This window comes from Nocardia sp. NPDC051981, from assembly GCF_040680715.1.
In the GTDB taxonomy this organism is placed as follows: Bacteria; Actinomycetota; Actinomycetes; order Mycobacteriales; family Mycobacteriaceae; genus Nocardia.
On record NZ_JBFAXK010000027.1, the window covers coordinates 87,320 to 101,810 of the forward strand.

11 protein-coding genes are annotated in these 14,491 nt (G+C 62.8%); 5 read left to right on the forward strand and 6 right to left on the reverse strand.

From position 1 onward, the window contains the following. The first annotated feature begins 389 nt into the window (after positions 1-389). A complete protein-coding gene (locus AB0L60_RS34135) occupies positions 390-1,556 on the forward strand; it encodes a hypothetical protein (RefSeq protein WP_364622777.1) in 1,167 nt (388 codons plus the stop codon). Between the two features lie 391 nt (positions 1,557-1,947). Continuing rightward, positions 1,948-2,448 carry a hypothetical protein gene (locus AB0L60_RS34140; RefSeq protein ID WP_364622779.1) on the forward strand — a complete coding sequence of 167 codons (501 nt, stop codon included), beginning with the start codon at positions 1,948-1,950 and terminating at the stop codon, positions 2,446-2,448. Positions 2,449-2,595: 147 nt separating this feature from the next. On the opposite strand, the gene AB0L60_RS34145 is transcribed toward AB0L60_RS34140, so the two are convergent. The 4 genes from AB0L60_RS34145 to AB0L60_RS34160 form a co-directional block, all read right to left on the reverse strand. Beyond that, positions 2,596-3,570 (reverse strand): hypothetical protein, encoded by a 975-nt coding sequence (locus tag AB0L60_RS34145; protein ID WP_364622782.1) that lies wholly within the window; start codon positions 3,568-3,570, stop codon positions 2,596-2,598. A gap of 140 nt (positions 3,571-3,710) precedes the next feature. After that, entirely contained in the window at positions 3,711-4,172 is a 462-nt protein-coding gene (locus AB0L60_RS34150) for a hypothetical protein (protein WP_364622785.1), read from the reverse strand. A gap of 191 nt (positions 4,173-4,363) precedes the next feature. Next, positions 4,364-5,965, reverse strand: a complete 1,602-nt coding sequence (locus AB0L60_RS34155; protein ID WP_364622788.1) for a DNA cytosine methyltransferase — start codon at positions 5,963-5,965, stop codon at positions 4,364-4,366. Positions 5,966-6,156: 191 nt separating this feature from the next. Further along, positions 6,157-6,837 (reverse strand): hypothetical protein, encoded by a 681-nt coding sequence (locus AB0L60_RS34160; RefSeq protein WP_364622790.1) that lies wholly within the window; start codon positions 6,835-6,837, stop codon positions 6,157-6,159. A gap of 803 nt (positions 6,838-7,640) precedes the next feature. On the opposite strand from AB0L60_RS34160, the gene AB0L60_RS34165 reads away from it, so the two are divergent. Further along, positions 7,641-8,693, forward strand: coding sequence for a restriction endonuclease (locus AB0L60_RS34165; RefSeq protein ID WP_364622793.1), 1,053 nt, complete (start codon positions 7,641-7,643; stop codon positions 8,691-8,693). Between the two features lie 1,016 nt (positions 8,694-9,709). Continuing rightward, the gene (locus tag AB0L60_RS34170) at positions 9,710-10,768 is read left to right on the forward strand and encodes a hypothetical protein (RefSeq protein WP_364622796.1); all 1,059 of its coding nucleotides are present in this window, start codon (positions 9,710-9,712) and stop codon (positions 10,766-10,768) included. A 150-nt stretch (positions 10,769-10,918) separates the two neighbouring features. Here AB0L60_RS34170 and AB0L60_RS34175 read toward each other — a convergent pair whose 3' ends face one another. Continuing rightward, entirely contained in the window at positions 10,919-12,118 is a 1,200-nt protein-coding gene (locus AB0L60_RS34175) for a hypothetical protein (protein ID WP_364622799.1), read from the reverse strand. After that, positions 12,097-12,678, reverse strand: coding sequence for a DUF4365 domain-containing protein (locus AB0L60_RS34180; RefSeq protein ID WP_364622802.1), 582 nt, complete (start codon positions 12,676-12,678; stop codon positions 12,097-12,099). The genes AB0L60_RS34175 and AB0L60_RS34180 overlap by 22 nt, the downstream gene beginning before the upstream one ends. A 476-nt stretch (positions 12,679-13,154) precedes the next feature. Between AB0L60_RS34180 and AB0L60_RS34185 the strand changes: the two genes are divergently transcribed. Then, positions 13,155-14,441, forward strand: coding sequence for a HEPN domain-containing protein (locus tag AB0L60_RS34185; protein WP_364622807.1), 1,287 nt, complete (start codon positions 13,155-13,157; stop codon positions 14,439-14,441). Positions 14,442-14,491: the final 50 nt, after the last annotated feature.

The following is a 14,491-nucleotide window of genomic DNA, read 5'->3' on the forward strand; positions in this document are numbered from 1 at the left end:
ATGTTGCGACACGCCGTCGACACGCTGACCGGGCGGTTCTCCTTGGGGACGCTTCGGAATATGTGCCTTAGATCACTGTCAATGTGACTACCGACACAACAATTATGCGTAAACCGAATCACTATTAGACACACCACAGTCCTGCGGCCGGCCACCCCGCCTCCCCCGCTGTGGCAGATACGGGGACCGGAGGACGCGGGGTGCATCACTCATCACGAACCTGCAGAATGCGGGTTTCAGTTCAGCGATCACGGCGCGCCGATCACGGTCGAGGCCCGGATCGATCCGGTACCCGCCAGGCATCACGGTCCCGGATCTCAGATCCTCAGCGCGGGCGCCGCGCCGAGGCACGCCGGAAAATCGGGTGTCGGCCGGTACCCAAGTACGGCATGATCGCCGCCATGTTCTCCACCGCCCGGCAGTGGGAGCTCGCCCATTTCAGCGAATTCGACCAATGGCGCAGCCGCTCAGGCGGTCTCGCTAAATGGCAGCTGGCCACATTGCTCGACGCGGTACGCACGACGACCTTCAGCTGGGGATCGGTGCGTGAAGGCCGGGCGCTCTCCGACTGCTTCGACGATGTCCTGACCCGCTGCAACGATCTGATCTTCGACGACCCGGCCGAAACCTCCGCCTATGCGCTGCTGCACCTGGCCGACCGCTACGGGCGCGCGTGCCAGGTCCTCGAACATCTCATGAGCGCCGGGCAGCTGCCGTTGCGGCGTAAGCACCTGAAAATCCTCGACGTCGGATGCGGTCCCGCACCCAACCTGTACGCGGCCTTGGACTTCTACACCGGGATCAACGACTGGGTGCGCCACAGCGGCCAGGACCTGACCTTCGCCTCCAACATCACAGTCCACTCGATCGACCGCGGCCCCGGCTGGAAACGCCTGATTCACTACCTGTCCGAGCACCTGCTCCTGACCCGTAACCACCAGACGGTGCCCGGCATCGTCCCGCCCTTCGGAATCACCTTCGACGACCTCACCGGATTCGCGCCCCGCGAGAACACTCGCGAGGCATACCGAGCCGCCGTACGTGCGGTCGACCGTTTCTGCGGCTACGACGACGAATACCTCACTGACGCCGAAGTCCGCGCCATCGCGTACCACAGGGTGGCCGATAGCGCCTACGACCTGATCTTCGCCTCCAACTTCCTAACCCAGCCCCACATGATCGACACCTTCGAACACGAGATCGTCGCGCTGTCCCGATCGCTTTCACGTGGAGGACTGCTGATTATCACCGGATCGGCTAGCCATCAATACCAACCGATCTGGGACCGGCTCGCCACCCAGATGAGAGCCCCTGGTCTGGTCCGCCTGCACGATTTCGCCGAACCAATTGCCACCGCGCGAGGCCGTTACGCTCGCCCGGTCCGCGAGCACACTCTCGCCTCGCTCGATCTTCTTCGCGCCCAGGGTCTTCCGGTCAGCGACACACTCTATGTCCCCCGCTTCCCTACCTTCCAGGTCATGGCCTGGAAACGGGTATATACGCCACGCAGAGCCGCTGTTCACCGCACGCCCTTTTCCGACGCGATTCGACCTTGACGATTATCAAGGCCGACCACCTGCCGGTGTGGCGAACCGGAAACTGCGACGGTGGAGTTCCAGTCGCTCGGCGAGACTCCAAGCCGAAGCCGCCCCCTTCCTCTCCTCCGTCGCCGCCGGTTTTCCCACTCGTGACAACTTCACGGTCCCCGGAGGCATCGGTATCCACACCCACCCCGACGAGTAAGCCCTCCCGACCCCAACCGACGTAGACACGGCAAACGGAAATCGGCAGTAGCGGATGTTCCTGCGCCGCAGTCGGTCTCGTCGGCGTCTGCCCCGCGCTGGCCGGTTCGGTCAGCGCGAGTCGCGGCCTGACAGGATATTCGGTTCCGCGATCGCGGCAGGAAAACGGGTCGCTCGGCTCCGATCACCGGTCGATACTCTGTTCGTGAAGAAGAAGACCCGCGCAGCTGCAAACCGCGGCGAATCGGTTGGCGGATCGCTGCAATCGACCGTGGCGAACGCTGCGCTTCTGCTCGAGGAGGCGATGTCGGCCGCCGATCACGCCCTCAGCATCGACCTCCGCCCAGTTATCGCGTTGGACGGCGAACTTCTCATCCGCCGTGAGCCGCTACCGGATCGCATACGCCGCATCATAGCGGAGCCCATCCTCAATATCCGAGTGATACAACCAGTTTCGCGCTGGTCGGAGTACTTCCGAAGTGCCGTCCGGCGGATGGACCCACCGCGAGGACCGAAAGCCCATACCGCCGCGCTGGACGCCCTCATCGACGACTTCACCCGGGACATCGAGAACCTGCTCGGCACAGTCGGATTCGCGGCACAGGTCGAGACCCGACCGGAAGGCTACTACGCAAACATCTGGGACGATTTTGTCCTGATCTCTCACACGCACCTAGCCCGCTTGTCCCTGACGGTCACCGATTGACGGCCAGTGGCATGGTCGGCTCGAATCCCCGTGCGACCGTCACCAGTGCACGAAATTCGGCAATAGCGTGCGTTCGCCGGCTCCGAGCCGCGGATTTGAGTCCTACGCAACAATTTTCGCTGCTGGCATCAAACGACGTCCCTGCCTTCAGCCGGGCTGCCCGATCAAGGTTGCCGGATCGAGCGCCAGCAGCGGCATGGCGGCAATGGCCGACCGCAGCGAGTCCACCGCGTCCTCAGCCTGCGCGCCAATCGCGGCGACCGTGTCGGTGACCGACTGAACGACGGGACTCACAGGTGTCGGTTCTGGCGAATCCGGCACCGGGACGGCAACATCGATCAGCGGCGGCACGTCTGGTTTCGCCACGTCGACACCGCCACCGAGCGCGCCGGCGGCGGCACCGCCGAGCACAGCACCGCCGGCGGCACCGACTGCGATAGCGGGCACGGCAGCGGCGGCGATACCTACCATGCATCCCAGTCCGGCTCCGATCCCGGCACCAATGGGCATTCCGACTCCGGCTGTAGCGGTGCCGATCGCGCCGCCGGCGATTCCACCGGCGACAGCCCCGATTCCGCAGCCGATGCCTGCGGCGGGCACGGACACGACTTCGGCGCCCACGATCGCGGCGATGGTTCCGCCGGTGATGGTCGAGGCTGCGCGTCGATCCGATTCTTCGCGGGGGAATCCGAGTGCGTCGTATCCGGCGGCGATCTGCCACTCGGCGTAGTCCAGGTACGCCTGGGCTTTGTCGCGGGTCTTCGCGTCCACCCAGTACGGTACCGCTAACACCGTGTCGCCAGCTCGGACGGTATGCGGATCAGCTTGTGCCTGGGGAGGTTCCGGCTCGGTGTGCTCGGCGTCCGGATCAGTGGCTGCGGGCTGCTGGATCACGGAGTCGTTGTGGGGGCTGGGCTGTTGGCTGGGTCGTGGGCGCGCCGGTGGTGGGGGCGGATCGGGAATGTAGTCCGCGACGCTCGGCGCCGGGGCGGTGCTGAGGCCCGGTTGTCCGTCTCCGGGGGCTGCCAGACCGGGCTGGCCTGTGGCCGCTGCGATGCCGTGGCTGGCGGTGGCCAGCATTGGTAATGCGGCGAGTGCCGCGATTATGCGTGTCATGGTCATCTGCTCACACCTCGATCCGACCGGATACCGCCGGATCGATCCTCGAGAGCGGAACCGAACTCGCACGGTGATCACGCTGTGGGCGAGCCTACTCGGAACCGATTGGGCGGCAACCACGCCCGCGAACCTGGCACGGAAGGTCAGAGCCTGGTGCCGCGGCGTCGGTCGCTACTCGGGTCATTGCTGCGTCCGTGCCCGGGCCGGTCGTTGAGGAAGTCGACGACGTCGCGGGTGCGGTAGCGTCGGCGCGCGCCGCGGTCCTCGTAATCGGCGACTTGGTCGATGAGGGCGCGGTATTGGGTGACGGTCGCGCCGGCGACGCCGACCAGGCGGGCGATCGCACCCAATGTCCGGTATTCCTCAGGGTTCTCGGGCATCGCGAGCCGGGCGGGCCGGCCCTCGGCGTGCCAGCGCGACAACCAGTCGTCCAGGTGCGCCAGGTCGTATTCGCGGCTGCGTCCACCGCTCCCGGTGCCCGCGGCACGGTCTTGATGCCCCACGGGCTCAGGGAAGCCCTGGAGGTAGACCCATTGGTTGCGAACCGTGGTTAACGTCAGCCCGTGCTGTTTCGCCCATTCGGCAAGGGTCACCAACTGTGCCATGGCTTCATTGTCGGCGGCTGGCGCCCCTGTCCGCACACCGGCGGACCGCGGGTGTCCGATCATGGTGGGCTCCTGGGGTTGTCGCGCCAGCGCTACAGTGGCGGTGCCTTCCTTTCGTGGGGGCACCCGGGCGGCTGGTATGTCCAACCGTGGCCGCACGACCACGGGTTACCAGCCGCCCTCCCCCACACTCAAACAGCCCAGCGGTCGATGTCCTCACCGGTCACGGCTTCCACCAGCGCCGAGACCAGGATCTCCGCAACCGGAGGTGTGACGGCGTTACCGTACTGGCGGACCTGCTCACGCTTGGTCCCCAACACGGTGTAGCCGTCGACAAACGCCATCGCCGCACCGATCTCGCCCGGCTGGAACATCCGGAACCGAACATCGGCGATATCGCAGTCGGTGAGCGCCTCGACCACCGCATAGCGGTCCCGCGTCGACAGCGCGCCCATCGGCCGGTCGACCGGGTACGCGGCACCGGTGCCGTAATACGGGATCATCAGTGCCCGCCACACCTGATGCGGCACATCGGTGGGCGGGGACACCAGTCCGTGGTGGTTGCCGCTGGCGGTCACCGTCGAGAGGGCATCGGTGACAGGGCGGGCGTCGCTGCTGCCGCCACGCAGCTCGGTCACGAACGGCAAAAACGCCAGCCCAGTCTCAGCACGGGTGGTCTGGGTGCGCAGCGGAACGCTCACCGGCTGAGGCTCTTTGCCGTCACGTCCCTCCATCGGCACCACCAACGCCGGTGGCATCGTCGCCGCGTCGGTCGTCTGTAGGCGCTGGAAGAAGCGGGGCGGGATCATCAGCCCGTCGTTCTCGCGCGTCGTGCGCGCCGGAAGCGGGCTCGTGACAGGTGTTGCCTCGTCACGCCAGGTGCCTCCGGCGGGAACCGTCATCGGCAGCTGGGCGGCGTAGCGGCGCAACCCGGTCATGATCCGCGCCATCGTCTTGTCCGCCAACGGTTTCACACGATCCCCGATGCCCTGCCCGGACAGGGTCCAGTCGATCGCTGCGGCGGCCGGAAGGGCGGGCGGCTCGAGGACCTGGTTGCGGCAGCGCACGCGCGGGCAGCGGTAGAGGTACTGCTGGCGGTAGCGGCCCATATCGGCACCCTCGGTCTTGAACACCTGCATCGCCGACACCCACTCCCCACAGTCGGCGCAGAATGCCAGCGGGCGCAGCCACTTCGACCAATCCGGGCTGCGCCCCAGCGACGCGTCCCAATACGCCACATACAGCCGGTCGCGGCTCTGCGGCGCGACCGGGGTACGGATCGGCTGGGCGTGCATCGAATTCAGCGCGATCACCCGTGTGTGATAGCCCAGGGCACGGATCTCCCCCAGCCACCGGTTCCACTGATCCCACGCCCGAACCTCGACCACGTTCTCGACCACCCCGGCACGGACCCTGCCACCGCGCTCGATCACCCCGCGCAGATACATCGGCACCTCTTCCATCAAGGCGCGGCTGCGGTCGGCCTCCTCGTCACGCGGGGTATCGAACAGGTCGCCCTGCATCGTGTGGTCGTAGTCGCGGGCCTTGCCGCGTGCCGAGGACCACTGCGGGCATTCCGGGCTGGCCCAGAACAGATCCGCCGCAGGCCACCTCTCCACCGGCGCCTCACGAATATCACCCAGGTGGTGATCGGTCTCGGGGAAGTTCGCCGCGTGCGTCTCGATCGCGCGCGCCCAATGATTCGCCGCACGCGAGACCCGCACCCCGGGCACCGCGTGCGCACCCTGACTCGACCCACCCGCACCACAGAACCAATCCATCAGATCCAACATCGCTGTCTTCCTTCGACTTTCGTGGGAGAGAGGAAGTGGCCGGAGTGTCCAAGGCCCGACCAATTCCACTTACTAGTTTACTCGTTTTGATCGAATATGACTGGCGGCAAGCATGATCCGGAATCCTCGCTACCTCATCGGCTGTGCGCCCGCTATTGATGCGTAGGCATCAACGCGTTGATGCTCAGCCATCAACCCTCGTCGGCAGTGGCGGCGGTGAAGGGTTCGCGGCACACGCCGCACAGGATCGGGCCGGCGTCGATGGTCTTCTGCGCAGCCCGCACCCGCCGCACCGGCGTGCACGTACAGACCAGGGCGCGCCCGTTACGCGGGGCCTTGCCAGACTTGCCACCGTCCTCGCCGTCCTCTCCCTCGCCTTCGACGGGCTCGTGCTCGCCGCGGCGATAGGCGACGATGGCCGCGTCGAGTGTGCGGATCTGCCGCTGGTAGGTGTCGGCAGTGGCATCGGGCACGACCGTGACCGTCCAGCCCCGAAAGCGGTCGCGCTCGACCGTGAGCCCGAATTCGCGGGCGATGTCGCGGAACTTCCCGTTGTGGTAGGCACCGGCGCGGCTGGTGTCGTCGATCCCGCGGGTGCGCGCGGCACCGTGCACGGCTTCGTGCAGCAGCGTCCCGAGCACATCACGCGCGCCCATCGCCAAACCCTCTCCACCGACGAACAATTCGGGCATCACCTGCTGGCCGACCTTCCACCGGTCGGGGCCGAAATGTCCCAGCTTCAGCACGCCGCGCCGGCCCATCGATCCCGACGCCATCGTCACCACCACGTCGGGGATATCGGGATGACGGGCGCGCAGATCCGCCCACACCGATTCGATCGCTACGACAAGAGGACTCGAGATGGCATTCATGCCACACCTCCGAGAATTGATTACTATGCACCAATTCTACCGAAATACACTGCGCCACACCATGTTTGACCTGCGGAAATCATATTCAGATTGATGCACAGGCATCACCGGATTGATCGCTATGCATCAAATATGTTGTCGCACAGCATCAAATTCCGGCGCGTGCCGAATCTCCCTGTTGTGGTCCATCTTCAGCACCGAGCCCCATACCGACGTGATGTCCGCGCTCGCGCCCCTGCTTGTGGTTTCGTCACTCGACGCGCCCCGTTCCCAACGCACCGTGCCATGCCAACCCCGCCCCTTGTGGTCCTCTCTTTGTGGTCCCCCTTGTGGTCTCTCTTCCTTGTGGTCTCCCTCTTCTGTCTCTTCTCACCTTCTCCTCTCAACTGTTTGGTGGTGGTTTGTCTCCTGCCCGATCCCCACTATCTTCAGCGAAGCGGGAGATAGTGGGGATCGGGCAGGAGGCGGACCACCACCAAACCCACAGGTCAGGTCGATTTCGCATCGCACTTTCATCGCACAACTTGTGTGCATTCATTGTGCATTCAGTGTGCATTCATTCCGCATTCGTTCCGCATCGAAAATCGGTGTATGGCAGCGGAAATTAGGCATCCGCGATCGATCAGACCTGATCCTCACACCCTTTTGCGACACCACTGGCAGACGCATGCCCGAGCACGAGGAACGCGCGGCGGTACCGCGCGCCAACGAAAAGCCTTACAAGCTACCGGACGCTCCGATATCGCCTAGCCCACACCGGGCAAACTTGTTCTGTACCTGTACACCCCAGCTAGATTGCCGCAGTGATTATCGCTCAACCCGCAACATCCAACATTGGCATCGAGTCAGACAACACCGCACAGCTGCACCCCCGCATGGTCCGGCCGAGGAAGTACCAGGATGCCGAGCTTCGCAAGTTGATGGGCGGGCTAATCGCTGACGCCGACGACGACGCACTACTCGCCGCGTACATCTGGGCCACCGAATCGCGTATTGCACACCACGTTCTGAACGATCTGGCCACCGATCGGAAGATCATCGAAGGCTGGGTAGATGGTTGCACGAATCGGCTGAAATCCCCTGGGCCGTGGGGCTGGACCTGCACACATACTCTGCGCGAGGCCAAGGATCTCTTGCAGTCGATGATCGAGCTATCGAGCCGAACGGCCGCGATGCTCAAGGAAGCCGAAGAGGCCGTATCTGCGCAAATCGGCGTCCTTCGCGACACTTTCGGCAAAGACCCGACACACCTGTATCCGATCAGCGACGACAGCGTCTCGCCTCTCGACAGCATTTTCGCTACCTGGCACCGCACGTTCACTGCGATCGTCGACTTCATAGACAGTGTCGACAAGTACCGTGCTGCTCACACTGACCTCGAAGAGGTCGAGGCGCGGCGCGCGGCCTACGTAGCTTCCGGCAACAGCATATCCAACCAGACCATCCAGCGATGCGACGGAACGGATTTCGAGAAGCTGACAGCTTCACTTCTGCGCCGCGACGGACTGACGATCATCCGCGGCGGAGGAGGCTCGCGCGACCAGGGGGCCGACGTCATCGCTGTGACCCCAGACGGACGGCGCGTTGTAGTCCAGTGCAAACTGCGGCAACGCGGGCCGGTTCCACCGGCTGTTCTGCACCAAGTCAACGGCACCGCACGACAAGTCCATGGTGCCGATGTCCCGCTAGTCGTCACCAACAGCACGTTCTCGGCCCAGGCCACCACATTCGCCAGTGAGTACGAGATCCACCTCATCGACGACCATGGGATTCGCCGATGGGCAACCTGGGGCGAGAGCATTTATCACATACTGGGACTGAGCAGCCCTCCGAGCGAAGCCGACGATGCAGCCTGATAGATGCCACACAGCGGCGTTCAACCTCCAGCGGGACCCTACAAACTCCCACCAAATTCGCTGCCCGTCAACACTTTTCGAAATTGCGTTCGATCGTGCGGAGTAGTCGTTTGGTTCGATTCCCGGCCGAGGGGAATTTGGTGGATGAAGAGGACCCGCCAAGCGTATCGCTGGACGGCAGCGGAACGAACCATGGGGCTTCTGACCCTCAGCCGTCAGGCCTGCGGACCGCTCCGAACAGAGCTCTGTGCTTGACGTGCAGCCTTCCTTCGGTCAGGCCACGCCGGCCCTTGGCAAACCTTGTCCACCGATCTGGCGTACTCATCGGAATCGGTTGGCGCCTTTGGCGTCACATGGAGCGCTGCCCCGGACCCTGCTCCTCACCGGAGAGGCAGGTCTCTCAAGGCCGCCGAGGCCAGCAATCGCAGTGCGCTGGTGGCGTCGCCGTTGCCGGTGTCAGATCGCTCGCGAGTCACGCCCGCCCGGATCGGGGGAACCAGGCACACCGAGAGGTTCACGGCACGGATCGCCGTTTGTCGGCGCCGGCCACTCCTTCGCGTGTGGCGAAGCCTGGAACTCAAGGCTCCTGGAACGAATCTGTCTCTGTCGCTGATCGTCCCAGAGGTGGCTCACTGGTTTTTCGCCCTCAAGATGCCCCATCCGCGCGAAGTCGTCGTCGAGGCCGATCCGATCTCGTCTTCGATCGCTGCGGCGCGGCGGCCCGCCAGGAATGCCCGCGGCCAACGCCTGGCAAACATCCCCGCCCTCATAGAGTCATTCAGGACTCAGCGAGGCTGAGATACCGTAGTGTCTGTGCGATGGCCTGGCTCTTCCGCCGTACCAAGCGCCCCCAACCTGAGACATCTACGGTTCAACCCAACTCACCTTACGTTCGCTCTCCAGCCGACTACGCCGCACCGTCGAAGTCCCTACGACTAAACGGAACTGCCGTTTGGCACACAGTTACCGGATGGGAGAACACGCAAACCCTCATCGGCGCGGCTCGCGAAGGTGGCTTGGTCGAAGTCGAAGCGATAACAGAGCCGGGAAATCCTCACGACCACACCGCGATAGCGCTGGATCTCAACGGCACTCGAATCGGGTACCTCCCACGCGGGATCTCAGGAAAACTTTTTTTATCCATCAAACAGCTGAACACCGCAGGGTTCCGTGTACTCCTAGTAGGTCGAATAGAGCCGAACAGTACCGCCCCGAAGTTGGAAGTTCGTGGATCATGGCCCAACGAGATCCACACGTGGTTGAGTCTCCCGCGCGGTGTGCGTCCGACGGAATACTTCGAACTTGACTGGGTCAAGACCGACTATCAACGCTTCCATCAGGCTGTTCGACATTCCCTCTTAGGCGGATCGGTGTATCAGGTCCTCACCTGTGAATTTCACACCGAGGCCCGTCGGATCAACCCGTACCGAGGAGCTGACGTCGGCCCTGCAGGCGAACCTGCGGTGCCGCGAGTCGGAACCTACGTCGATATCTTCGCTTCCGACCGGCAGATCGGTGAGATTCGTGGCGTAAATCCACTGGATGAATCTCCCGCCGGACGAAGAATCCGAGACGGACAGATGACAGGGCTAGCCCGACTGGCGCAACGGGAAGACTATATCGATCTACAGGTGTGTGTTCCCTGCCAAGATGGTACCCACCCCCGAACAGCAAAAACCTTCATGTGGTTCGATGAAATACAAGCGCTAGAGAACCTCGAAAGCGTGCGGCACGCTCGCGCGTGGGCCGCGGAGAACGTCGACGGAAAACCCTACTATCAGCATCGAGGTGAGGTAGACGCCCTGAAGCGGGCAGGTGATCTTGAGGCCGCTGCAACACTTGGCACCAAACTCATCGACGCCGTTCTTGCCGCAGCCGAGATCCGACATCAAACCCCGGGGCCCACTCTCATGTTCCTCGAAGTCGCAATTATTCTCAGGAAACTAGGACGCATCCAGGACGAAGTGGCAATGCTCGAAAAATACATATCACACTGTCCCGAAGGTACTACACCTGATAGAAGAATCGTTGACAGAGCCGACAAGGCAAAACGAATCCTCCAGCGACGAGGGTGATTCCGCCCCCACGTTTCTCGACACCCGGAACGACACTGAGGCTGCCGGTGGTGTTAGCGTCGACAATGGGGGCACCAACACGCGCTGACGCCACGTCCTCATCAGCGATGACCACTCCACACATGGAGCGGCCCGAGTCAATTGCCGCTGTTATAGCTGGTGCAGGCGGAATTCGAGGAACGAACGATCGACTTCGATGGGCTCGTTCAGCCACCAGCTATTGCCCTTCTTGGCGAGATCCCCAGTTGCAGCGAAGGGCAGTTTATCCCTGAGCGCCGCGATAGCCCATCGGAAATCCTCGGCCTCAAGCGGGATCGTGACTTTTCTTGTGCGTCGTCCGATATCGGCATTGATTACGATCGCGCCTCCTTGATCCTCCTCGGTTCCGGCGCCATCATCTGCCACCTTCAGTTCGATGACTGGGCCCACGACGGTCACTCGCTGAGGTTCTTCTCGGCGGACCAGGCGCGACTCTATCTCGGGAAGTTCGTCAATGATTGCTCGATCGAGCGACACATGAGACGGCACCGGGGCGTTCTGAGGTTCGGCTGCGGCCCATTCGAAGGACAGGTCCAGCCCGTGTAATCCTTCTGCTGCCCCCATTTCTTGCAAGGCCTGCACGACCGGGAGTTTCAATCCCTGGTTGACAGCATCATCGACATCGGTGAAATCTCCTCGGTCGGCGGCGAATCGGCGAGTGACCTCGAGACTGCGGGCGAGCGTGGTCATGACCCGGCGGGTAAAGCTCGGCATGCCCTCGTTATCGGAATCCTCAGGCCTGTCCGCTGACAACGCTTCCACCGCAGCATCATCGAGTCGAGCCGCGACGGTGATGATGAAGCTGCCCTTCTTGGTGTGCCCCATCCGGATGTCGTCGTTGAGGAATTCGTTGACATAGTCAGGAACACGACCGCGTCCGCTGGCCTGCGGATTGTGCGTTGCGACGGCTGCCGCGCGAATCAGCTGACCAATGTTGTCCAGCAACGACGCAGCCTGCCTGAGCGGGATCGTTCCATCGCGCATGGTCTGATCGACACGGACGAAGAACAGATCAGCGTGGACCGAGGCGACCTGCTCGGCGAGCTCGGACATCGCGAGGTCGTAGGTGCCCGAGATGGCTGTCACCGCTTCGCGCAAGCGCTTGGCGTAGTCGACGAAGGACGGTTCGCGAGGAAGTAGAACTGATATCGATCGGCCGCCGTGCCCGCCATCGAGCACCCATACCTGATCGAAGGTCCGATCTACCTGCTTGGTCCAGTGCCGGCTTGCGAGGAACTGCGCAACGTTGTCGGGGGTGAGGATGTCACCGTAATCGGCCATGGAATCAGCTACGCCAATACGGGCACCCATTGGCTCGCCTCCTTCATCAATTCCAGCAGCGATTGTGGCGTCAGCAGGTTCGTTCTAGGGAGGTGAACGGTCTGGTTTTCCTGCCCCTCCTTGAATGGGGCGAACCTGTGCCCCCATTGCCAGTACATGTGGCAACGCGCGAGCATCCCTTGCTTGTCGAGCTTGATCCAGTGTCCAACGTCTTTGGGTATCACCAGTACACACAGCAGGGTGGGAATGTGCCGATTCCGACACGCCATCATTTCGTAGGTCCGGCTCTCGAGAGACCATGCGATCGTGTCCTTGCGTTGGATTGCGATCTGACCCGTACATTTGAGCTGGATGTCGATCTGCGGAGCGTACATGTCCGGCGCGTAGTTGACTCTCGAGCTCAGCGAGGCGTCCTTCCCGTCGTAGTCCTGACCCCAGGATCCGAGAGTCAGACCGCACGCGCTCGCGAGCATGTGTACATACGACTTGCTCAGCTCTTCCTTCATTCCGCCGAGCGGCATCGAACCATCGGGAACCTCATGCGACCGTGTGAGCGTCGCCACATCCGCCCCAGATAGAGCATGGTCCATTGAACCATGCTGGCCGTTGGGCCGCTCCTCGTCGGATTCCCCAGAACTACTCACCACCGCCCACTCTCCGTCGAGTATCCGCAGTCCGGACACCCCGCGCCCGAACACCAAAAACGATCTTCACAGCCGGATTGAAACACCTCATGCCACCAGCGGACTACCTCCTGGATCTGGGTGTGCACGCGATGTCGGATGGTTGGCACAGACCGTCGGAGCTCGCGGACGCGGGTTTTGCAGCGGGAACGTCGGCGCAGCGTGGATATGCCCGCTCCTGGTCATAACCCGCGTCCGGTGCGTCCGGTCCATTGGTGCCGACTCGATGGCACCGGAATCGGCACTATTGCGCGCTCGCTGGACGCGCCCGAACAGCGGGGTCGAGAAACCGATCCGCTCTCGCCGATGAGGCTGTACCAATCAACGTGTCACAGCGATGTACGTGGCATGCACTTCATACCGAGGTCGAGGTAGCAGCAACGATGACAACTCGCGAAATTCTGTACGGCGACTGGTGGCTGCCCTCCGCCCCGGACCGCACCGTTCCAGGAACGCTGACCCTCGGCGAGACCCCTGAGCCGGGCCTTGAGCTCTATGACGAGCTCATAGTGTTCGATGCAGAGGAAGGGCCGCTCACCATCCATGGCGATGCCAGCGGCCGGAAGGTGTCGCTGTTAGGCGTGTATCCGACACAAGAGACCTCGACCATTCGCGGCGGTAAGCGATACCCCGTCCAGCTGTTCGACATCAATTTCGGGGCCCTCATCGGCGATGCACATGTCGCTGACGAGGATGAATCGAAGTTCTCGGAGTCGGCCGTAGATATCGACTATCTGACCTTCATTTCCCAGGATATCGACCATTCCGAAACGGCAATAAAGGACAAACCGGATGGCTCCAGTGACTATAGCTTCACGGTCACGACCGATGGCCGACGGTCAGGACGGTACGGCAACGTCGACGCTACAACGATCCCCGAGGCGTCTTTCAGTCCGGACGCGGAGTTTCACACCGCTGAGATGCGTATTCGCGCATCATTCAAAACGCATGTACGCCTCACCAGCACCCAACCGATCTCCACCCGCGAACATGTGGAGACCGCGAGGCGGCTCTCGGACCTTGTCACGCTCGCTATGTACCGACCAGCGGGAGTTCGCCGGATCGTCTTCAATGTCAGCACGACCGATAAACGCCATCGCTACGAATGGTGGGGTGCAGATCCAACTTCTGCGAACGAGCGTCTGGACGGGCCGACACAGCGCGCCATCGCGTTCGATCTGGGGAGCGTCGACTTGGCAACCTTGCTGCCTGCCTGGCACACCCTCAACACGAAGGCCGTTTACGGCGTGCAGTCGATCATCGGTTTGCTGCGAGAGACCAGCACCTACCACGAAACCAAGCTGCTCGGCGTATGCGGAGCCATAGAGGCCCTGCACCGAGGCCTGGACTCCGGGAACTGGACCTACCGCCAGCGATGCGAGGCGCTCGCAGCGATCCCCTCGAGTGCCGCCGTCGCGCAGATAATTCCTGACGTTGCCAAGTGGGCCGGCTACGTTGTAAAAGCCCGCAACTCCCTTGCCCACGGTGACGAACCGAACAACCGAAAGGTGCCCGAGGACGTGTGGTTCGCGCTCCACGGGCCGACCTTGGCCTTGCTGGTCCTAGTACTGATGGCTGAACTGGGAATATCCGATGAGGCACAGGTACACGCGGTAACCCGAGGGGCTTTACGCGCGGCTGCGCGAATCGGAACTGCACTCCTGAATTGAGCTACTCCTCTGCCAGACATCCGCTCGTCTTGCATTCGGAATGAGCGGAC